Origin of the sequence: Stenotrophomonas lacuserhaii (assembly GCF_014836545.1) — a bacterium.
GTDB classification, from domain to species: Bacteria; Pseudomonadota; Gammaproteobacteria; order Xanthomonadales; family Xanthomonadaceae; genus Stenotrophomonas; species Stenotrophomonas lacuserhaii.
On sequence record NZ_JACSQS010000009.1, the window covers coordinates 44,654 to 66,109 of the forward strand.

Here is a 21,456-nt window from a genome sequence, read left to right on the forward strand (position 1 = left end):
GTGCTGCGGCCCGATAGCATGCGCTCCTGCCACGGCGACGGCCTTCATCGAGCGCTCGCCTGCGCACAGGCTGACCGCCACCCAACCCACTACACTGTCGGCACTGCCGTCCCGGAAGACCGCCTTTGGTTTCCAGCTGGATCCTGCTGCTGGTGTCCGTCGCCTATGCTGCGCTGCTGTTCGGCGTGGCGTGGTGGGGTGACCGACGCCCGCTGTATCCGGACCGGCCCTGGCTGCGCCCGGTGGTCTACAGCCTGGCGCTGGCAGTGTACTGCTCCTCGTGGACGTTCTACGGTGCGGTCGGGACGGCGGTGCGCAGCGGGGTGGGCTATCTGTCGATCTACATCGGCCCACTGCTGATGATGCTGTTCGGCTGGCGCATCATCGAACGCCTGGCGCTGGTGGCGCGCAGCCAGAACGTGGTCTCCATCGCCGACTTCATCTCATCGCGCTTCGGCCGCTCGCGGCGGCTGGCGGCGCTGGTGGCGATCATCGCGCTGATCGGCGTGGTGCCCTACCTGGCGCTGCAGTACAAAGCCGTTGCGATGAGCCTGCAGGTACTGACCGGCTACAGCGGGCCGACCGGCTACTTCAGCGATCCGGCGTTGTACGTGGCGCTGTTGATGGCCTTGTTCGCCACCTTGTTCGGTACCCGCCAGGTGGATGCCACCGAGCACCACCACGGCATGATGCTGGCCATCGCGCTGGAATCGGTGATCAAGCTGCTGGCGATGGTGGCCGTGGGCGTGTTCGCCTACCTGTGGCTGAGCGAGCGCACCGATGCGGTGGTGCAGTCGGCGCATACGCTGTTCACTTCGCTGCCCCCGGTGGGGTTCATCTCGCAGACCCTGCTCAGCTTCCTGGCCATCGTGTGCCTGCCGCGGCAGTTCCACGTGGCGGTGGTGGAGTGTGGCGATGTGCGTGACGTGCACCGCGCGCGCTGGATGTTCGGCGGCTACCTGGTGGTGATTTCGGCGATGGTGATCCCCATCGCCACGGCCGGTGTCACCCTGTTCGGCACCGGCGGCACGGTGGCTGACGATGCGATGGTACTGGCCCTGCCCCTGCACGAGGGCCGCAACGCGCTGGCGCTGGTGGCCTATGTGGGGGGGTTCTCGGCGGCGACCGGCATGGTCATCGTATCGTCGATCGCCCTGGCCACGATGATCAGCAACGACCTGGTCATGCCGGTGCTGCTGCGACGCAGCGGGGGCACCGGCGAGGCGGCGGACGTGGCATCGCGGGTGTTGTGGATCCGCCGCCTGGCGATCCTGTTCCTGGCGCTGATCGCCTATACGTACTACCGCAGCAGCGGCAACGACAACTCGCTGGCGTCCTACGGCCTGATGGCGTTCGCGGCGGTGGCGCAGTTCGCGCCCGGGCTGATCGGTGGGTTGTACTGGCGCGGGGCCAGCCGCCGCGGCGTGGAAACCGGCATCGTGCTGGGCTTCGCCACCTGGATCTACACCCTGCTGCTGCCCGCGCTGACCCAGTCCGGCCTGGTGGATGCTGCGTGGTTGAGCGAAGGGCCGTTCGGCGTGGCATGGCTGCGGCCGCAGCAGCTGTTCGGCATGAACGGGTGGGATCCGTTGACCCACGGCACGTTCTGGTCGCTGCTGGTGAACGCAGCGACGATGATGCTGGTGTCGGCACGCTGGCGGCCCAGCGTGGACGAGCGCCTGCGCGCGGCACCGTTCCTGGACCCGTACGCGCAGCGGCCATCGGTGGCCAGTGGCTGGCCGGGCCATGTGCACGTAGGCGACCTGCTGGCGCTGGCATCGCGGGTGGTGGGCGAGCGCCATGCGCGCCGTTCGTTCTTCGAACAGGCGCAGTCGTTGGGGCGCGAACTGCAGACCCAGGTGCCGGCGGATCGGCCCTGGGTGCAGTTCACCGAACGCCTGCTTGCCGCCTCCATCGGCGCTGCGTCGGCCCGCCTGCTGCTGACCAGCCTGCTGCGCGGTTCGGGCATGGACCTGGGCGAGGTGGTGGCGGTGCTGGATGAGGCCGGCCAGGAGCTGCGCTTCAATCGGGAAATCCTGTCCACCACGCTGGAAAACATCAGTGCAGGCGTCAGCGTGGTCGACCCGGACATGCGCCTGACCGCATGGAACCGGCGCTACCAGGACATGTTCGGCTATCCGGACGGCATGCTGTACGTGGGCCGCCCGGTGGCCGACCTGATCCGCTACAACGCCGAACGCGGTGAACTGGGCGAGGGCGATATCGAACGCCAGATCAGCCGCCGCATCCGCTACATGCGTGCCGGCTCGCCGCACGTGTTCGAACGTACGCGCAGCGATGGCAAGGTGATCGAGATGCGGGGGCAGGCGTTGCCTGGCGGCGGCTACGTCACCAGCTACAACGACATCACCGACTACAAACACGCTGAAAAAGCGCTGCTGGAAGCCAACGAGACCCTGGAGCAGCGGGTGGCCGAGCGCTCCAATGCTGCCGAGGCGGCGCAACAGTCCAAGACCCGCTTCCTGGCGGCGATCAGCCACGACGTGCTGCAGCCACTGAATGCGGCGCGGCTGTTCGCCTCGGCGCTGCGCGAAAGCCACCACAACAACGAAGAGCAGCGCCATCTGGCCGAGCGCGTGGACGCCTCGCTGCGTGCCGCAGAGGAACTGCTCGATGGCCTGCTGGACGTTTCGCGACTGGACGCCGGCGGCCTGAATCCGGTGATCGGCGAGTTCGATGCCAGCGCCCTGATGCGCGAGTTGGCGGCCCAGTACTCGCCGGTTGCCGCGGGCCGCGGATTGCGCCTGGACCTGTTCGCGCGCCAAGCCTGGGTCCGCAGTGACCGCCGGTTGTTGCGGCGGGTGATGCAGAACTTCCTGGCCAATGCGCTGCGTTACACCCGGCAGGGCCGCATCGTGCTGGCCGTGCGCCTGCGTGGCGACGAAGTGGAACTGCAGGTGTGGGATACCGGCCCTGGCATTCCCGAACACCACATGCAGCAGATATTCGATGAGTTCCATCGCTACCAGCAGCCCTTCGACTGGGGCGAGCAGGGGCTGGGGCTGGGCCTGTCCATCTGCCAGCGCATCTCCCGCCTGCTCGACCATCGATTGAATGCGCGCAGCCGGGTCGGTAGCGGATCGATGTTCTCCATCACCCTGCCACGGGTAGCGGCGACCCCGGGCGCCAGCGAACAGGAACTGATGGCCGCAGCGGCGCCGGCTTCGCGTCCGGATTCACTGGCCGGCATGCGCGTGCTGTGCGTGGACAACGATGAGGAGATCCTGGATGGCATGCGCGCCTTGCTCGGGCGCTGGCAGGTGCAGGTGATCACCGCCAGCACCGTGGACCAGGCGCTGGAGAAGATCACCGCGCACCCCGATGTGATGCTTGTCGATTACCACCTGCATGATCGTCTGGACGGCCTGGACACGCTGGTCGCGCTGCGCGAGGCGGCTGGCAGCGACCTGCCCGGTGCCCTGCTCACGGCTGATGGCCGTGATGAGCTCAAGCGGATGGCGCGCGACCGCGGCTATCGTGTGCTGACCAAGCCGATCAAGCCGGCTTCGTTGCGTGCGTTCCTCGCCGCTTACGCACGTTCGGACAACTGAGTCTCCCCACGCGCGATCGCCATCTTGATGACACGGTCCACCCGCAGCGCTGGAGGGTGCTGAAGGGTGAGTCGCGCGGTGCCGGTCAGGCGGCGCTGAGGTGCTCGTACAGGATGGTGGCGCCGATGATCATCAGGATCACGCCACCGATGATCTCCGCGCGCTTGCCGACCATGTTGCCGAGCACGCGGCCGAGCATGATGCCGGCGGTGACCATGGTCAGCGTGCACAGGCCGATGACCGCCGCCACCACGCCGATATGCACATCCATGAAAGCCAGTCCGACGCCCACGGCCATGGCATCGATGCTGGTGGCCAAACCGGTGACCGCCAGCTGCCAGAAGCCATGGTGGCGCTGCGGGTCTTCGTCGGCCTCATCGTGCTGCGGACGCAGGCCGTTGACGATCATGTGCAGCCCCAGGGCGATCAGCAGGCCGAAGGCGATCCAGTGGTCGAAGGCCTCCACGTACTCCAGTGCCGCGCGCCCGAGCATCCAGCCGATCACCGGGGTGATCGCTTCGATGGCGCCAAAGATGAGGCCGGCACGCAGCGCATCGCGGAACACCGGCCTGCGCATGGCGGCGCCCTTGCCGATTGCCGCGGCGAAGGCATCGGTGGACATGGCAAAGCCGATCAGGAGGATCGAAAGAGGGGACATGAGGTTCACGACAGGTCGGGCGAAGACGGACGCACGGCCCGCGCTCGCGCCCAACCTGTCGTTGCGCACGCGGACCGCTGGTCTCGCCAACCAAAATGGTTGCCCGCACCACGGCGCACTGGCCGAGCATGTTGATACGGGCGTTTCCTGCAGCAGGAAACCGGCTACTCCCCAAGGGGACGCGAAGCTTAGCACTGGCGCTGCAGCAGGAGGCGTCAGTACGTGATTGCGCAGGCGAAGCTGGATTTCATAGCTGCTGCTATATTGCGCGCCGCGTGCAGCCGAACGCACTCAGGCATCATCGAGAATCATGTCTGCACCGCGCTCGGCCACCATCATCGTCGCCGCGTTGGTATTACCGGAGGTGACGTTGGGGAAGATGGATGCATCCACTACCCGCAGCCCCACCACACCGTGTACGCGCAACCGTGCGTCCACCACCGATGTTGCCGGGTCTGGGCCCATCGCGCAGCTGCCGCACAGGTGATAGATGGAGCCGCTGTTCTGGCGGAAATAGGTCAGCATGGCCGCTTCGTCATCCACGCCCACGGCCTTGCCGGGAAGTACCTCTTCAACGGTGACCGCGCGCAGCGCGGGTGACTGCATGATCCTGCGCACCAATCTGCTGCCCTGGATCACTTCCCGCACGTCATGGTCGGTGGACAGGTAATTGGGGTCGATGCGGGCGGCGTCCGCCGCACCGGCCGATGCGATCTGCACGCTGCCCCGGCTGGTCGGCCGGCAGGGATTGAAGCACAACAGGAAGCCCGAATAGGGTTCTGGCTGGATGCTCGCCTTCTGGTTCCTGGGTATCTGGTAAGACAGCGGATTGAAGTACAACTGCAGGTTGGGTGCTGTCGCCTCTGCGGTCCCTCTGAAGAAACCGCCTGCCTGGTTCACGCTCATCGCAAGCGGCCCGCTGCGGGTCAGCGCGTACTGCAGTCCCAGTTTCAGGCGTCCGCCCCACGAGCTGAAAGTATCGTTCAAGGTAGGGATGTTGGCGCGGTAATAATAACTGGCACACAGATGATCCTGCAGGTGCTGGCCCACCGCGGGTAGCGCGTGGCGCAGCGCGATGCCATGCCGAGCCAGCAACGCCGGATCGCCGATACCGGACAACTGCAGCAGTTTCGGGCTGTCCACCGCGCCGGCCGCCAGGATGATCTCGCGCCGCGCATGCAGCACGTGCCGCTCGCCGTGCTGCAGCACCTGGACAGACACGGCGCGCCGGGTTTCATCCAGCAGCACGCACTCGGCCAGCGTGTTGCGCTGGATGTGCAGATTGGGGCGCTTCAAGGCCGGATGCAGATAGGCGAAACTGCTTGAGCAGCGCTGGCCATTGCGGGTGTTGACGTCGTACACGCCGGCGCCTTCCGGTGCCGGACCATTGAAATCATCGGTTGCGGGGTAGCCAAGCTCCGCACAACCGCGCAGGTAGGTATCGGTGATGGGATGGGTATGGCCCTGCATCGGGGTGACATGGATCGGACCGGAGCCGCCATGGAACGTGCTCGCGCCCCGTGCATGCGTTTCCAGCCGTTTGAACGCAGGCAGCACGTCGGCGAACGACCAGCCCGGGTTGCCCGCTGCAGCCCAGTCGTCGAAGTCGTGTGCCAGGCCGCGGACGTAGATCATCGCGTTGATCGAGCCGGAGCCGCCCTGGACCTTGCCGCGCGGGGCATACACACTGCGCCCACCCAGATGAGGCTGTGGCACGCTGTTGTACATCCAGTTGTATGTCCGGTTGTAGTAAAGCTTTGCGAAGCCCACCGGGATGCGGAACAGGAGCGAGCTGTCCTTGCCCCCTGCCTCCAGTACCAGCACCTGATGCTGGCCGGAGGCGCTCAGTCGGTTGGCCAGGATGCTGCCCGCCGAACCGGATCCCACGATGATGTAGTCGTACGTCATCTGTTCGTTCATGCCGTTCACCCACGCGCCGGGCGCGTATCCTTGACGTCGACCGGGTCGGCGGCCATCTGCAGGTGCAGGCGCTGGCCGGTGTAGGGGCTGTTGGCTCGCACCACGTCCATGTCCAGCTCCACGCCAAGTCCGGGTGCCTCGGAAGGAATGATGTAGCCGTCTTCCCAGTGCAGCGGTTTCTTCAGGATCCGCGCATGGAATCCATCCCAGGTGCCGATGCTTTCCTGGATGAGGAAGTTGGGTGTGCAGGTGGCGAGCTGGAAGCTGGCCGCCGCGCCGATCGGCCCGTTGTAGAGGTGCGGTGCGATCTGCGCGTAATGCACCTCGGCAAGACTGGCGATCTTCTTTGCTTCCAGCAGGCCGCCGCAGCGGCCGAGGTTCATCTGCAGGATGGACGCGCCGCCGGCCTGCAGCAGCTTGAAGAACTCTTGTTTGGTGGTCAATCGCTCGCCACTGGCAATGGGAATGCTGGTCGCAGCGGCGACCCGCGCCATCGCTTCTTCCTGCCCCGGCGGGACTGGCTCTTCGAACCACAGGGGGTCGTATTTCTCCAGTCTCTTGGCCAGACGGATGGCCGAGGAGGGCACCATCTGCCCGTGGGTTCCGAACAGCAGATCAGCCTGATCGCCGACGGCCTGGCGTATGCGGCGGCAGAAGGTCTCGCAGCGCTCCAGTACCTCCATCGAAAGCTGATGGCCGGAGTACGCCGAGTACGGTCCGGCTGGATCGAATTTCACTGCGGTGAATCCGCGTGCGACATTTTCTGCTGCGCATTCTGCGGCCAGGTCGGGGTCGCTGTAGTCGTACTCGCCGGTGATGTTGCGTGGATACAGATACGTATACGAGCGCAGCCGCTCGTGCACGCGACCTCCCAGGAGTTCATACACCGGCTTGCCCGCGGCCTTGCCGATGATGTCCCAGCAAGCCATTTCGAGCCCGCTCACGACCCCCATCATGGTCAGGTCGGGACGCTGGGTGAAGCCGCTGGAGTAGGCTTGGCGGAAGAACCGCTCGACGTGGTGCGGATCCTGCTCAAGAAGGTAACGGGAGAACACATCATCGATGAGCGGCAGCATCGCGCTGGGGTGGAAGGTGGTCGCGTAGATTTCGCCCACTCCCTCGATGCCGCAGTCGGTTTCCAGCATGACGAAGATCCAGTACATGCCGCCCACGTGCGGCGGTGGCGTGGCCACGACATGGGTCTGCAGCGAGACTACTTTCATGTGATTTTCTCCCGTGCGCGCAGGCGGCGCTTGAGCACCAGTGCAGCCACTGCACCGAGCAGCCCGACCACCAGCACGTAAGTGAAATAGAGTTGATAGCCGAGCAGGCCGGGGAAGGTATCGGTGAACCAGCCGTTGACCAACGGCAGGAACGCATCCGGCGCATAGCCGACCACGGAAATGATGCCGATCGCCAGCCCGGTGATCCGTGCGGGGATGCGGCAATCATCCAGGATGGCCCAGTACAGTCCGCGGATCGCGTAGGTCATCAGGCCAACGAAGACCACCAGCACGATCAGCACGCTGATGGTGTGCGATGCCGGCAACAGCACCAGTCCCAGCATGCCCAGCGCCGAAAGCAGCAGGGCAGCGATCAGGACGCCCAGCTTGGAGAATCGATCGCCGAGCCAGCCGCCGCCGATGCCGCCGACCGGGCGCATCCACAGTTTGACGGTGGTTATGACGCCGGCCATGGTGGCGCTCAGCCCCAGGCCATCCTGTTCGAGGTAGGCAGAGAAGCTGTAGGTAGCCCAGAAGAAATGGAACCCACAGAACACGATGGCCGTGACCAGCCACAGCTCCGGGATGCGTATCAGCGTACGCAGATCATCGCCCAGCCGAGCCGAGGTACCGGCCGCGCCGGCGGCTGTGGCGGCATCGTCATCGCGTGCGGCCGCTGCCGACTCCGGGTCCGGTACGAAACCCAGCACCACACCCAGTGCGATGCAGGTGGCGGCGTACAGATGGATGACGTGGCGCAGGCCTTCGGCCCGGCTTTGCCCGTGGTCATTGACGCTCCACGCAAACAGCGAAATGGCGACGGTGGCCAGCAGCGCTTCAACCAGCCCACGACCGCCGTCGAGCACCCCGAAGAAGCGGCCCTGCTCGCGCTCCTGCGCGATCATCTTGACCCGCTTCAGCAGCGCGGCCCAGAACGTCAGCCCGGCGGTGACGCCAAAGCCGCTGAAGATCAGCAGCAGCGCCGCGTAGCCGGGCAGGGTGGCGTACCACAGGCCCAGTGCACCGGTACCCAGCAGCGAAAAGCTCACCAGGAAACGCGGTGAGATGCGGTCAGCGAGCCAGCCACTGGGCAGGTAGCTGACCAGGAAGGCGGTGCCCAGGATCGAGTACAGCACGCCCAACTGATGGTTGCTGATGGCCAGCACGTCCAGCATGGTGCCCTGATAGACCTGACGCAGGTACAGCATGGGATAGATGGCACCGGCTGCGATCACCAGCAGCATCAGCTGCATGTAGCGCAGCCATCGGCCGCGCGCCGTCGCTGCCGGCGCGTCGGCCGGTATCGAAACAGAAGTGGTCATAAGAGATACCTGGAGAGGCAGGAGGCCGCAGAACAGCGGCGGATCAGAACTTCATCACCACCAGACGGGTCTGGGTGAACTCCAACATGCCGTGCTTGCCGTCGTCCCCGCCCAGCCCTGATCGCTTCCAGCCTGCATGGAACCCCTGATAGGGATCCGCCGGTGTGCGGTTGACATACAGTTCGCCTGCTTCGATCCGGTTGGCGGCCTGCAGCGCACTGCGGTAATCCTCGGTGAACAACACCGACGACAGGCCGAACTGATGATCGTTGGCCTGTGAAAGCGCATCGTCCAGATCGGTGTAGCGCAATACCGGCAGCACCGGTCCGAAGGTCTCTTCCCTGACGATCTCCATGTCCTGGCGGCAGTTGCCAAGCAGGGTGGCGGGATAGAAGAATCCCGGCCCCTGCGGCATCACGCCGCCGGCCTCAAGCACGGCACCGTCGGCCAGCGCGCGCTGCACCTTGGCGTGGATCTGCTGGCGCGCGGCCTTGCTGGCCAGTGGTCCCATGCAGCTGGCATCTTCGCTGCGGTCGCCGATACGCACCGCCTTCATCGCCTCGCGCAGCAATCCCACGAATGCATCGTGCACGCTGTCCTGTACATACACGCGCTCCACCGCCGTGCACAGTTGCCCGCAGTGCGTGGTCCGCGAGGCCGCGATGGCTGCGGCGGCCTTTGCAAGATCGGTGTCGGCGGCGACGATCGCCGGTGTCTTGCCACCCAGTTCCAGCGACGGCTTGGCGATGTTGGCTTTGCAATAGTCCAGCACCGTGCGACCTACGCCTACGCTGCCGGTCAGGGTGATCATGCCCACCCCAGGGTGGGTACACAGCACCTCGGCCACATCGTGCTGCATGGCCAGGATGTTGATGACGCCATCCGGAATACCTGCGGCCTGGACCGAACGGGCAATCTCCATCGCAGACAGGGGGGTGGTGTTGCTGGGCCGCACGACGACGGTGTTTCCGGTGATCAGCGCCGGCGCGATTTTGCGCATCAGCGTGTACACCGGGAAATTGAACGGAATCAGGCAGGCGACCACACCGATCGGCTCGCGCTGCAACAGGATGGTTTCATTGCAAGTGTCGCTGGGAATCACTTCGCCTTCGATGCGACGCGCCCATTCGGCATGGTAGCGGGTGATGTCGGCGGCATAACGGGCTTCGTTGCTGGCATCGTCCAGGCTCTTGCCGGACTCGCTGGCCAGTATCGTCCCGATGATGGGCGCACGCTCGGTAAGTGCATCGGCCAGCCGGCGCAGGTGCTGCGCACGTTCGATCGCCGGCAGCCGTCCCCAGCTGCGCTGGGCGAACGTTGCCGCTTCCACGGCCGCACGCGCCTGCGCTGCGCTGGCCGCACTGACGGTGCCTGTCGGCATGCCGGTGGCGGGATTGACCACGGTGATGACCTGATCCTGGTCGGCGGCCACAAAATGGCCCTTGATGAAGTTCAATTCGCTGCGCATGGTTCCTGCTCGCTTGGGAAATCGGGCCAGGCCTCGCCCAACCACGCTCCGACCCGTAAGCGACCGGTGCGCACTGCAAGCTTTGAAGTTGCTGCGCTGCACACACAAGCGATGAATTCAGCGGTACATCATTCGAAAAAGTCGGGCTCAACCTGCTGACGATGCGGCTCGGCCTGCTCCGCCTGCAGCCAGTGACAGAACGCCGCCAGCGCAGGCGATCCTGATGCCTCTCTGCGCTGCACCAGCCAGTACGACTGGTGACCTTCGAGCCGCGTGTCCAGCACCTGCACCAGGGTGCCGTCGGCCAGCTGCGGTGCGACCATGTGGCGATCGGCGAGGGTGACGCCCAGCCCGTCCACGGCAGCCTGGATCGCCAGGTCCAACACATCGAATTCATGACCGGCCTGTAGATCGATGCCCGACAACCCCGCAGCGTCCAGCCAGTGCGTCCAGGTCAGGTAGCGGCGATCTTCGCCAGCCAGCACATGCAGCAGGGGCATGTCATCCAGCGCCGGGATGCCATCGCGCTGGTGGGCGGTCGCCAGCGCCGGGCTGCACACGGCGATGTGCTGTTCGGTAAGCAGGTGGGATGCCGTCAGGCCCTCCCATTCGCCGTCGCCGAAGCGGATTGCGACATCCAATCGGGTTGATTCGAGCAGATCGTCATGCAGCCGAGTGGTCAGGCTCAGGTCCAGCTGCGGGTGCGCCTGGCGCAGGCTGCCCAGCCGCGGCTGCAGCCAGCGACGCGCAAACGTGGGCGGAACGTTGAGCCGCAACCGGTGCAGGTGCTGCTGGTCCTGGATCCTGCGCACGGTGAACTCGATACGGTCGAAGGACTGCTGCAGTGCCTGCAACAGCAGCTTGCCGGCCGGGGTCAGCTGCAGATGGTGGTGCTGGCGCAGCAGCAGTGGTTCGCCCAGTTGCGCTTCGAGCAACCGCACCTGGCGGCTGACCGCGCTCTGGGTAACATGCAGCCGCTCGGCGGCACGGGTGAAGTTGCCGGTGCTGCCAGCAACTTCGAATGCCTTCAAGGCATTGAGGGTGGGCATCCTGCGTTTCACGTCGCCTCCCGGGCGGCGATCATGCCGCAGCCGCGTCGTCAAAAGTAATAGCCGATGTTCATGTACAGCTGGCGTTTCCAGTGATCAGTGCCGCCGGCTGCCAGGCTCTGGGTGTAACTGCTGCCACCAAGGTAGGGATCATTCCGGCCCTGCAGCATTTCCAGCGCAACGTACACTTTTTTTACGTTGAAGGACGTACCGGCGATGAACCGCTGGGTGGGCAGGAAACCGGGCGCCGACTTTTCGTAGCGACTGTAATTGACGTAGGGCTTGATCGCGCCGATCCAGCCGCCCAGCCATGCGCCGGGAAGGGCATAGCTCAGGTCAGCCGAACCCAGCGTACCGCGCCCGGCCACGTTGAACGTGCCGTCATAGCCACCGAAGGTGACGGTCTGGCTGCCATCGGGGTTGCGCGGGTCCATCAACTGGCGGGCCAGCAGCACGCGCATGCCCCACGGCCCCTGCTGGTACTGGTAATGCGCAGCGAAGACATTGCGCTGGCCATCCAGCCCGGTGTCCAGGTTGTGCAACACTGAGTGCAAAAGCGACACTCCGACCTCGCCCACCCCCCCCTCTGTGCCGTGCAGTGCATGCGTCGCTCGCAGCGCCAGCAAGCCCCGTTCGGTATTGCGGCTGCCATGGGCCACCCCCGGGTCGGCCGGGGTGACCACGATGGCGTAGGTGCTGCCATTGCTGCTGCCGTGGCCGGGCCACGCCGGGCGTGCGTAGACGCCTGCCTGAAGGTCCCAGTCACCGCGGCTGCGTTGCCAGCTGATACCCACCTGGCTGACATCTTCCAGGCCCACCACGTTGCCCAGCGTCTCGTAGAACGTACTGCTGAAAAGAGGCTGCAGGCCAAACGGTACTTTGGTCAGCCCCACCTTGATCTGCTGGTCGCCCTCCAGGTGCCGGCCTACCCAGGCATGTTCGACGAAGCGAAGCCCCCCGAGCGGTAGGTACTGGAAAGGATAGGAATGGCCATACCAGCGGTACTGGGCTGCACCCATCCAGGTGTCGTCATCGAAGGCGACATTGGCCATCACGGTGTCCAGGCCGGCCTTGCCGATATCGCGGTCCGGATCCAGGTCGAAGCGTGCGCGTACGGCACCGCCGATCGACCAGTGGTCGCTGATCTGCACGGCGGTGGCCGACAAGGGGCAGCAAACCAGCCCGGCAAGCGCACTGGTGTAAACGAACGGGAAGACTTTCATCGGTGTACTCGTCGCCACGGAACGCAGGCGACGCTAGCGATGAAGGCAGAGCAACCACAAACGGCAAATTCGAAGGGCAATGCTGCGTTTTACGCATGTTCCGCCGGCGCCCACGCAGTGCCGCCTCCCTTCGCTCAATCCTCTTCCGGCGGCAACACGATCTGCTCGTCGTCGATGGCCAGCTTGCCGGCCATCAGCACGGCCTGGGTGCGGTTGGTCACGCCCAGCTTGCGCAGGATGGCGGTGACGTGCGCCTTGATGGTGGCCTCGGACACATTCAGATCGTAGGCGATCTGCTTGTTCAAGCGCCCCGCGCCCAGCATCTGCAGTACGCGGAACTGCTGCGGGGTGAGTTCGCGCAGGCGTTGGCCGACCTCGCGCTCTTCGCGGCCGGTGGGTGGCTCGTTGTGCGCCTCCGGCGGTGCCCACGTTTCGCCGTCCAGGATCATTCCCAGCGCATGGCCGATGGTGTCCGAATCAGCCGATTTGGGGATGAAGCCGAACGCGCCATGATCAAGCGCACGGCGCATCACCTTGGGTTCCTCGCGCGCGGACACCACCACCACCGGCAGGTGCGGGTGCAGCGATCGCATGTGCACCAGTGCATTGAATCCCTGGGCACCGGGCATGTTGAGATCCATCAGGACCAGGTCGGCATCGTTGTGCTGGTCGGCCAGCGCGTACAGCGCTTCCACGCTGTCGGCTTCGAACAGCTGGACGCCGGGGATGACGCGCTTCACGGCGCCTCGCAGGGCCTCGCGGAACAGCGGATGGTCGTCGGCAATCAGAAGGGTGGGCATGGGATCAGCTTACGCAAAACAGGGGGGCAGGGGCGGACACAGCGCTCTTCGCCGCGCGAAGGCCGCTGCATCCGGCGGGCGGACCGGGCCCTCCTTCCGGTCCGCGGCGTGGCGCATTACTTGACCTTGCGTTCGTCCACCAGCGAGGCCACCACTGACGGATCGGCCAGGGTCGAGGTGTCGCCCAGCTGGTCCGGCGCGTTCTCGGCGATCTTGCGCAGGATGCGGCGCATGATCTTGCCCGAACGTGTCTTCGGCAGGCCGGGGGCCCACTGCAGGTGGTCCGGCGTGGCGATCGGGCCGATTTCCTTGCGCACCCATGCCACCAGTTCCTTGTGCAGTTCGTCGCTGGGCGCCTCATCGGCGATCAGGGTGACATAGGCGTAGATGCCCTGGCCCTTCACCTCGTGCGGGAAGCCGACGACGGCGGCTTCGGCCACCTTCGGATGCGATACCAGCGCGCTTTCCACTTCGGCGGTGCCGATGCGGTGGCCGGATACGTTGATGACATCGTCGACGCGGCCGGTGATCCAGTAGTAGCCGTCCTCGTCGCGACGGCAGCCGTCGCCGGTGAAGTAGGCGCCCGGATAGGTGCGGAAGTAGGTATCGATGAAGCGCTGGTCGTCGCCGTACACGGTGCGCATCTGGCCCGGCCACGAATCGCGGATGATCAGGTTGCCTTCCGTGGCGCCGTCCTTGATCTCGCCATCGGCATTGACCAGGGCCGGCTGCACGCCGAAGAAGGGCAGGCTGGCCGAGCCCGGCTTCAGGTCCACTGCACCGGGCAACGGGGAGATCAGGATGCCGCCGGTTTCGGTCTGCCACCAGGTATCGACGATCGGGCAGCGGCTGTCGCCGACCACCTCGTAGTACCAGCGCCAGGCCTCCGGATTGATCGGCTCGCCGACGCTGCCGAGCAGGCGCAACGACGCGCGCGAGGTGCGCTTGACCGGCTCTTCGCCTTCGCGCATCAACGCGCGGATGGCCGTCGGCGCGGTGTAGAAGAGGCTGACGTTGTGTTTGTCGATCACTTCCCAGAAGCGCGAGGTGGTGGGGAAGTTCGGCACGCCTTCGAACATCAGCGAGGTGGCGCCATTGGCGAGTGGTCCGTAGACGATGTAGCTGTGTCCGGTGACCCAGCCGACGTCGGCGGTGCACCAGTAGATATCGTCTTCACGCAGGTCGAACACCGCTTCATGGGTGTAGGCCGCATACAACAGATAGCCACCGGTGGTATGCAGCACGCCCTTCGGCTTGCCGGTGGAACCGGAGGTGTAGAGGATGAACAGCGGATCCTCGGCGTTCATGCGTTCCGGCTCGCACCTGGCCGGCTGGCTGTCCACCACGTCGTGGAACCAGCGGTCGCGCGGGGCCTGCATCTCCACCGCGCCGCCGGTATGGCGGACCACCAGTACGGTTTCCACCGTGTTGGTGCCGGGCAGCTTGAGCGCGGCATCGACGTTGGCCTTCAGCGGGATCTTCTTGCCACCACGCAGGCCTTCATCGGCGGTGATGATCAGTTTGCTGGCGCAGTCGCTGACGCGATCGGCAATCGAGTTCGGCGCGAACCCGCCGAACACCACCGAGTGGATCGCACCGATGCGCGCACAGGCCAGCATGGCCACGGCCGCATCGACAATCATCGGCAGATAGATGGTGACGCGGTCGCCCTTCTGCACGCCGAGGCTGCGCAATGCGTTGCCGAGCCGGCAGGTGCGCTCGTAAAGCTCGCGATAGGTGACGTGCTGGGCCGGCGCATCCGGACTGTCCGGTTCGAACAGCAGGGCGGTCTTGTCGCCACGCGTTTCCAGCTGGCGGTCAAGGCAGTTCACGCTGGCATTGAGCTCGCCGTCTTCAAACCACTTGATGTGGAAGTCGGTCAGGTCGTAGCTGACGTTCTTGATGATGCTGGGTTGCTTGAACCACTGCAGCCGCTGCGCCGCTTCGCCCCAGAACGCATCCGGATCGGCGATCGAGGCCTGGTACTGCTGCTGGTAGGTGGTTTTGTCGATCCGCGCGTTCTTGGCGAACTGCGGGTCGACGGGATAGAGATCAGCCATGGCGCCCTCACTTGCACGTGGACTTTGATGTGCGGTTGCAGCATGCCGCGCAACCGTTGCCACCCAGTTTGCCCGATCCTTCCCCGCCCGCGACACCGCCGTGCTTAGACCATGGTCGCAAGCCGACAGGCGCAGAGGCTGCGCGCGGTGAATACGGCCCCGCCCGCTGCAGCAGGTACGACTAATGGCCAATAGCCGCCGTGCGTCAACCGGTCGCACCCTCGGCTTCGACCGTGCCCCACGCGCGTCCTTCGATTTGCCACTTGGGAGAGAGGGCAACATGAATCACCGTACGTTGAAGACGCTGCGCAAGCCGTTGGCTGCCTGCATGCTGGTCGCACTGGCTGCACCGGGCATGGCCTTGGCCGAAACCGCGAGAGAGAAGGCCCTGGAAGCACGCGTGGGCGAGCTGGAGCGCCAGGTTCAGCTGCTGCTGTCGTCGCAGCAACAGCAGCAGAGCCAGATCAGCCAGACCCAGCAGGCGGTCACCGAAGTGAGGACGGTGCAGGCCGAGCAGAAGCCGGCCGTACCGGCAGGCAAGCAGCCGATCCAGGTCACCACCATCACCCCCGGCGCCGCGCCGGGCACCACGGTCAAGATCGGCGGCTTCATCAAGGCTGATTTCCTGGCCACCCAGACCGGCGATGGCCAGCTGGCCGACGACGCCACCGGCCGCGCGCTGTACCTGCCGGGCCAGACTCCGGTGGCCGGCGCGGGCGGCAGCGGTGAGCGTTCGGACGTGGACTTCAACGCCCACGCCAAGTTCTCGCGCTTCAACCTGGGCATCGACAACGTCAGCGAGAACGGCAACAAGGCCGGCGCGTTCTTCGAGATGGATTTCTTCGGCAATTCACTCGGCAACCAGACCGCCACCAATACCTACGGCGTGACCCTGCGGCACGCTTACATGTACTGGAACAAGTGGATGGCCGGCCAGACCTGGACCAACTTCATGGACGCGGCCTCCATTCCCGAAGCCGCCGATTTCGTCGGTCCCACCGACGGCGTGGTGTTCATCCGCCAGGCACAGATCCGCTACACCACCGGCGGCCTGAGCGTTGCGCTGGAAAACCCGGAAACCACCACGCTGACCGGCGTGCGCAACCCGGTGACCGGCGCGTGGACCAACGCCAGCGCCAACTCCGATCGTGGCAGCCTGCCCGACCTGACCGTGCGTTATGGCTGGAAGGGCGACTGGGGCACCTTCGGCGTGGCCGGCCTGGTCCGCCAGCTGAAGGTCGACAACCAGACCACCGGCGCGGATGCGGACAAGATCGCCGGCGGCCTGACGCTGGGCGGCAAATGGGTGATGGCCGACTCGGACACGCTGCACTACCAGCTCACCGGAGGCGAAGGCATTTCGCGCTACATCGGCCTTGGCATCACCGCCGATACGGCCTATGACATCGCCCGCGACGAGCTGGCGACCACCGGCGTGCTGGCCGGTTACGTGGGCTGGCGGCATGCGTTCACCCCGAAGCTGCGCACCAACCTGATCTACGCGCGCAGTGACTACGACAACGACGGAACGCTGGGCCCGCTGGTCACCAAGAGCGTGCAGAGCATCCGTGGCAACGTGTTCTATACGCCGATGCCGAAGGTCGATATCGGTGCGGAATACATGTACGGCGTGCGCGAAATCGAAGACGGTCGCAAGGGCGACATCAACCGCGTGCAGTTCACCACCAAGTACAGCTTTTAACTGAGTGCCGACCCAGGTCGGCACCCACCGTCACCATGCTTCGGAGGGGAAGCTTCCCATGTCAACAACACCTGCACCCGCACCTGCGTCACTGACGCAGGGCCACAAGAAAGTCATTTTCGCATCGAGCCTTGGCACGGTGTTCGAGTGGTACGACTTCTTCCTGTACGGCTCACTCGCCGCCATCATCGCCAAGCAGTTCTTCAGCGGGGTCAATGAAACCACGGGCATGATCTTCGCCCTGCTGGCGTTCGCGGCCGGCTTCTTCGTGCGTCCGTTCGGCGCGGCCTTCTTCGGCAGCCTCGGCGACCGCATCGGCCGCAAGTACACCTTCCTGGTCACGATCCTGATCATGGGCATCTCGACCTTCCTGGTCGGCGTGCTGCCCAACTACGCCTCGATCGGCGTTGCCGCACCGGTGATCCTGATCATCCTGCGCCTGGCCCAGGGCCTGGCGATGGGCGGTGAGTACGGCGGCGCGGCCACCTACGTGGCCGAACATGCACCGGCCAACAAGCGTGGCCTGTACACCAGCTTCATCCAGTGCACCGCCACGCTGGGTCTGTTCATGTCGCTGCTGATCATCCTGGCCTGCCGCTACTTCCTGGGCAACGAAGCCTTCGAAGCGTGGGGCTGGCGCATCCCGTTCCTGGTGTCGATCGTGCTGCTGGGCATCTCGGTGTGGATCCGCCTGCAGCTGAGCGAATCCCCGCTGTTCCAGCAGATGAAAGCCGAAGGCAAGGGCTCCAAGACCCCGTTCCGTGACAGCCTGAAGGACGGCAACCTGAAGTTGATGCTGCTGGTCCTGCTGGGTGCAGCGGCCGGCCAGGCGGTGGTGTGGTATGGCGGCCAGTTCTACGCGCTGTTCTTCCTCAGCAGCATGCTGAAGGTCGATGCCACCACTTCCTACCTGCTGATCGCCGCGGCGCTGGCGCTGGGCGTGCCGTTCTTCATCTTCTTCGGCTGGCTGTCCGATCGCATCGGTCGCAAGTGGATCATCCTGGCCGGCTGCCTGCTGGCTGCGGTCACCTACATCCCGGTGTTCAAGGGCCTGACCCACTTCGCCAACCCGGCCATCGAAGAAGCACGCACCAATTCGCCGGCACTGGTCGTGGCCGATCCGAACACCTGCTCGTTCCAGTTCGATCCGGTGGGCCTGCGCAAGTTCACCAGCTCCTGCGACGTGGCGACCGCCGCGCTGACCAAGGCCGGTGTGCCGTATGACGTGCAGCCGGCACCGGCCGGTTCGCTGGCGGTGGTGAATGTCGGCGCGTCCAAGGTGGCCTCGTATGAAGCGGCTGGCCTGACCAAGGAAGACGGCAAGGCCAAGGCCGATGCCTTCGGTACCGAGCTGAAGGCCGCGCTGGTCGAAGCCGGTTACCCGGCCAAGGCGGACAACGCGCGCATCAACATCCCCGGCACGATCTTCATGCTGTGGATCCTGGTGCTGTACGTGACCATGGTCTACGGCCCGATCGCCGCCTACCTGGTGGAACTGTTCCCGACCCGCATCCGCTACACCTCGATGTCGCTGCCGTACCACATCGGCAATGGCTGGTTCGGTGGCTTCCTGCCGGCGATTTCCTTCGCGCTGGTGGCCGGCACCGGCAACCTTTACTACGGCCTGTGGTACCCGATCGCCATCGCGTTGATGACGGTGGTCATCGGTGGGCTGTTCCTGCGCGATACCAAGAACGTGGACATCACCAAGTAACGGTGATCGACACGAAGTGAACCGGGGGCCGCGGCGAAATCCGCGGCCCTTTCGCGTTCAAGCCCGGCACGGACGGCCGCTGGCCCCGGTAGTGACGGCCGCTGGCCGTCACGCTTCGGCCGTTGGGGGGTGACGACCGTTGGTCGTCACGCCGTCGCCGTCGCCGCTGCCGCTGCGCTGGCAGTGCACGGCTCCGGCGCTACCTCCCGTTCAGCCTGTTCAGGCACAATCGCGGAAACCTCATCCGGTACTCCGCCATGCGCATCCTGCTGATCTCCACCCTGCTGCTCGCCACGACCGCCTGCACGTGGGTGCCGATCGAATCGTCCGGCAAGACCGTGCGCGTGCTGGCCCCCGGCGCGGTGCCGGCCGGTTGCCAGACCAAGGGCGAGGTGGTGGTGACCGTGAAGAGCAAGGTCGGCTTCTACAACCGCAACCCGCTGCGCGTGCAGGAAGAGCTGGAAACCCTGGCCCGCAACGAGGCGCCCAGTGCCGGCGCCAACGCCGTGCAGGCCGCCGCACCGCCGGCCGATGGCAGCCAGCGCTTCGCCGCCTTCCAGTGCCCGCCGCGCTGAAACGCACCATACGGCCAAGGCTGAATCGGTAAAGGTGCGGTAAGGCCAAGAGCGTTATAGAATGACGCCCCCTTTGCCTGAGCTTTGGCGTTAAATCGATGCTCTTCAAGAATGTCTCGATCGCCGGCCTGGCGCATGTCGACGCGCCCCACACGCTAACGACCAAGGAAATCAACGAACGCCTGCAGCCCACCCTGGACCGCCTCGGTATCCGTACCGACGTGCTGGGTGACGTTGCCGGGATCCATGCGCGCCGCCTCTGGGACGAGGGCACGCTGGCGTCGGACGCCGCCACCATGGCGGCGCGCAAGGCGCTGGAAGACGCCAACATCGGTCCGGCCGACGTCGGCCTGGTGATCAACACCTCGGTCAGCCGCGACTATCTGGAGCCGTCTACGGCGAGCATCGTGTCCGGCAACCTGGGCGTGGGCGAGGAATGCGTGACCTTCGATGTCGCCAATGCCTGCCTGGCGTTCATCAACGGCATGGACATCGCCGCGCGGATGATCGAACGCGGCGAGCTGAACTACGCGCTGGTCGTCGACGGTGAAACCGCGAACCTGGTATACGAGAAGACCCTGGAGCGGATGACTGCCCCGGGCGTCACCGCCGAAGACTTCCGCAACGAACTGGCGGCGCTGACCACCGGTTCGGGCGCGGCGGCCATGGTGATGGCGCGTTCGGAGCTGGTCCCCGATGCCCCGCGCTACAAGGGCGGCGTCACCCGTTCGGCTACCGAATGGAACCAGCTGTGCCTGGGCAACCTGGACCGCATGGTCACCGATACCCGCCTGCTGCTGATCGAAGGCATCAAGCTGGCCCAGAAGACCTTCGCCGCAGCGAAGATCGCGCTGGGCTGGGCGGTGGAGGAGCTGGACCAGTTCGTCATCCACCAGGTCAGCCAGCCGCACACCGCCGCGTTCATCAAGAACTTCGGCATCGATCCGAAGAAGGTGATGACAATCTTCGGCGAGCACGGCAACATCGGCCCGGCCTCGGTGCCGATCGTGCTGAGCAAGCTGAAGCAACTCGGCAAGCTGAAGAAGGGCGATCGCATCGCACTGCTCGGCATCGGCTCGGGGCTGAACTGCTCGATGGCCGAAGTGGTCTGGTGACCCAGGCCCGGTAATGTCTTCCCAAGGGCCGGTACTACCGGCCCTTTTTACAGGTGCACCGCATGCACGATCTTCCCGGCTACCCGTCCACTCCCCATCGGTTCGAGGCCCGTCCGGGCCTGTCGATGAACTACCTCGACGAAGGCCCGCGCGATGGCGAGGTGGTGGTGATGGTCCACGGCAATCCGTCGTGGAGCTACTACTGGCGCACGCTGGTGGCCGGCCTGTCCGACCGCTACCGCTGCATCGTGCCGGACCACATCGGCATGGGCCTGTCGGACAAGCCGGCCGATGACCGCTACGAATACACCCTGCAGTCGCGTGTGGATGACCTGGACGCGCTGCTGGCGCACCTGGGCATCACCGGTCCGGTGACCCTGGCCGTGCACGATTGGGGCGGCATGATCGGCTTCGGCTGGGCGCTGTCCCACCACGTCCAGGTCAAGCGACTGGTGGTACTGAATACCGCGGCGTTCCCGATGCCGGCGGCGAAGAAAATGCCGTGGCAGATCGCACTGGGGCGGCACTGGAAGATCGGCGAGTGGATCATCCGCACCTTCAATGCGTTCTCCTCCGGTGCGTCGTGGCTGGGCGTGGAGCGGAAGATGCCGACCGATGTGCGCCGCGCCTACGTGTCGCCGTACGACAGCTATGCCAACCGCATCAGCACGATCCGCTTCATGCAGGACATCCCGCTGTCGCCGGCCGACAAGGCGTGGCCGCTGCTGGAGCGCTCCGGCCAGGTGCTGCCGTCCTTCGCCGACCGGCCCGCCTTCATCGGCTGGGGCCTGCGTGATTTCGTCTTTGACCACCACTTCCTGAAGGGCTTCCAGGCGGCACTGCCGCAGGCGGAAGTGCACGCGTTCGAGGATGCCGGCCACTACGTGCTGGAAGACAAGCACGAGGTACTGGTGCCGCGGATCCGCGCGTTCCTGGATGCGCATCCGCTCGGCTGAGCGGGCTGCGAACGGCGGAGCCCCTCGCCGGTGGGCTCTGAAAGCAGGCATCGTGCTTGGCGTCGGGGGGGGGGGGGGGGGGGGGGGGGGGGGGGGGGG

At 65.4% G+C, this 21,456-nt stretch carries 15 protein-coding genes; 6 read left to right on the forward strand and 9 right to left on the reverse strand.

The features are described 5' to 3' along the window. The first annotated feature begins 125 nt into the window (after nt 1-125). Nucleotides 126-3,572, forward strand: a complete 3,447-nt coding sequence (locus H9654_RS10225; protein WP_191770742.1) for a hybrid sensor histidine kinase/response regulator — start codon at nt 126-128, stop codon at nt 3,570-3,572. An 85-nt stretch (nt 3,573-3,657) separates the two neighbouring features. Here H9654_RS10225 and mntP read toward each other — a convergent pair whose 3' ends face one another. The 9 genes from mntP to acs form a co-directional block, all read right to left on the reverse strand. Then, a complete protein-coding gene (mntP, locus tag H9654_RS10230) occupies nt 3,658-4,230 on the reverse strand; it encodes a manganese efflux pump MntP (protein ID WP_191770743.1) in 573 nt (190 codons plus the stop codon). Between the two features lie 291 nt (nt 4,231-4,521). After that, nucleotides 4,522-6,150: a GMC family oxidoreductase gene (locus H9654_RS10235; RefSeq protein ID WP_225211978.1), complete on the reverse strand. Its 1,629-nt coding sequence runs from the start codon at nt 6,148-6,150 to the stop codon at nt 4,522-4,524. A gap of 5 nt (nt 6,151-6,155) precedes the next feature. Beyond that, nucleotides 6,156-7,373 (reverse strand): mandelate racemase/muconate lactonizing enzyme family protein, encoded by a 1,218-nt coding sequence (locus tag H9654_RS10240; protein WP_191770744.1) that lies wholly within the window; start codon nt 7,371-7,373, stop codon nt 6,156-6,158. Further along, nucleotides 7,370-8,695, reverse strand: a complete 1,326-nt coding sequence (locus tag H9654_RS10245) for an MFS transporter (protein ID WP_225211979.1) — start codon at nt 8,693-8,695, stop codon at nt 7,370-7,372. Before H9654_RS10245 ends, H9654_RS10240 begins: the two co-directional genes overlap by 4 nt. Before the next feature lie 43 nt (nt 8,696-8,738). Then, entirely contained in the window at nt 8,739-10,163 is a 1,425-nt protein-coding gene (gene aldA / locus H9654_RS10250) for an aldehyde dehydrogenase (RefSeq protein WP_191770745.1), read from the reverse strand. A 128-nt stretch (nt 10,164-10,291) separates the two neighbouring features. After that, nucleotides 10,292-11,212 carry a LysR substrate-binding domain-containing protein gene (locus H9654_RS10255; protein WP_225211980.1) on the reverse strand — a complete coding sequence of 307 codons (921 nt, stop codon included), beginning with the start codon at nt 11,210-11,212 and terminating at the stop codon, nt 10,292-10,294. A 50-nt stretch (nt 11,213-11,262) separates the two neighbouring features. Next, a complete protein-coding gene (locus H9654_RS10260; protein ID WP_191770747.1) occupies nt 11,263-12,435 on the reverse strand; it encodes a porin in 1,173 nt (390 codons plus the stop codon). A gap of 134 nt (nt 12,436-12,569) precedes the next feature. Continuing rightward, entirely contained in the window at nt 12,570-13,235 is a 666-nt protein-coding gene (locus H9654_RS10265; RefSeq protein WP_042612002.1) for a response regulator transcription factor, read from the reverse strand. Nucleotides 13,236-13,351: 116 nt separating this feature from the next. Next, nucleotides 13,352-15,295 (reverse strand): acetate--CoA ligase, encoded by a 1,944-nt coding sequence (acs, locus tag H9654_RS10270; RefSeq protein WP_191770748.1) that lies wholly within the window; start codon nt 15,293-15,295, stop codon nt 13,352-13,354. A gap of 280 nt (nt 15,296-15,575) precedes the next feature. Between acs and H9654_RS10275 the strand changes: the two genes are divergently transcribed. The 5 genes from H9654_RS10275 (at nt 15,576) to H9654_RS10295 (ending at nt 21,357) form a co-directional block, all read left to right on the forward strand. After that, entirely contained in the window at nt 15,576-16,997 is a 1,422-nt protein-coding gene (locus tag H9654_RS10275) for a DcaP family trimeric outer membrane transporter (RefSeq protein WP_191770749.1), read from the forward strand. 58 nt (nt 16,998-17,055) lie between these two features. Further along, on the forward strand, nt 17,056-18,711 hold the full coding sequence (locus tag H9654_RS10280; protein WP_191770750.1) for an MFS transporter: 1,656 nt from the start codon (nt 17,056-17,058) through the stop codon (nt 18,709-18,711). A gap of 257 nt (nt 18,712-18,968) precedes the next feature. Next, entirely contained in the window at nt 18,969-19,286 is a 318-nt protein-coding gene (locus H9654_RS10285) for a DUF4156 domain-containing protein (protein ID WP_191770751.1), read from the forward strand. 98 nt (nt 19,287-19,384) lie between these two features. After that, nucleotides 19,385-20,401 carry a 3-oxoacyl-ACP synthase III gene (locus H9654_RS10290; RefSeq protein WP_057507087.1) on the forward strand — a complete coding sequence of 339 codons (1,017 nt, stop codon included), beginning with the start codon at nt 19,385-19,387 and terminating at the stop codon, nt 20,399-20,401. Nucleotides 20,402-20,463: 62 nt separating this feature from the next. Next, nucleotides 20,464-21,357, forward strand: coding sequence for an alpha/beta fold hydrolase (locus H9654_RS10295; RefSeq protein ID WP_191770752.1), 894 nt, complete (start codon nt 20,464-20,466; stop codon nt 21,355-21,357). The last annotated feature ends 99 nt before the right edge of the window (nt 21,358-21,456 follow it).

Excerpts from the sequence above, each read along its gene's own strand:
- aldA (WP_191770745.1), bottom strand. The coding sequence starts at position 10,163 with ATGCGCAGCGAATTGAACTTCATCAAGGGCCATTTTGTGGCCGCCGAC.
- mntP (WP_191770743.1), bottom strand. The coding sequence starts at position 4,230 with ATGTCCCCTCTTTCGATCCTCCTGATCGGCTTTGCCATGTCCACCGAT.
- H9654_RS10245 (WP_225211979.1), bottom strand. The coding sequence starts at position 8,695 with ATGACCACTTCTGTTTCGATACCGGCCGACGCGCCGGCAGCGACGGCG.
- H9654_RS10260 (WP_191770747.1), bottom strand. The coding sequence starts at position 12,435 with ATGAAAGTCTTCCCGTTCGTTTACACCAGTGCGCTTGCCGGGCTGGTT.
- acs (WP_191770748.1), bottom strand. The coding sequence starts at position 15,295 with ATGGCTGATCTCTATCCCGTCGACCCGCAGTTCGCCAAGAACGCGCGG.
- H9654_RS10280 (WP_191770750.1), top strand. The coding sequence starts at position 17,056 with ATGTCAACAACACCTGCACCCGCACCTGCGTCACTGACGCAGGGCCAC.
- H9654_RS10285 (WP_191770751.1), top strand. The coding sequence starts at position 18,969 with ATGCGCATCCTGCTGATCTCCACCCTGCTGCTCGCCACGACCGCCTGC.
- H9654_RS10235 (WP_225211978.1), bottom strand. The coding sequence starts at position 6,150 with ATGAACGAACAGATGACGTACGACTACATCATCGTGGGATCCGGTTCG.
- H9654_RS10240 (WP_191770744.1), bottom strand. The coding sequence starts at position 7,373 with ATGAAAGTAGTCTCGCTGCAGACCCATGTCGTGGCCACGCCACCGCCG.
- H9654_RS10295 (WP_191770752.1), top strand. The coding sequence starts at position 20,464 with ATGCACGATCTTCCCGGCTACCCGTCCACTCCCCATCGGTTCGAGGCC.
- H9654_RS10265 (WP_042612002.1), bottom strand. The coding sequence starts at position 13,235 with ATGCCCACCCTTCTGATTGCCGACGACCATCCGCTGTTCCGCGAGGCC.
- H9654_RS10255 (WP_225211980.1), bottom strand. The coding sequence starts at position 11,212 with ATGCCCACCCTCAATGCCTTGAAGGCATTCGAAGTTGCTGGCAGCACC.
- H9654_RS10275 (WP_191770749.1), top strand. The coding sequence starts at position 15,576 with ATGAATCACCGTACGTTGAAGACGCTGCGCAAGCCGTTGGCTGCCTGC.
- H9654_RS10290 (WP_057507087.1), top strand. The coding sequence starts at position 19,385 with ATGCTCTTCAAGAATGTCTCGATCGCCGGCCTGGCGCATGTCGACGCG.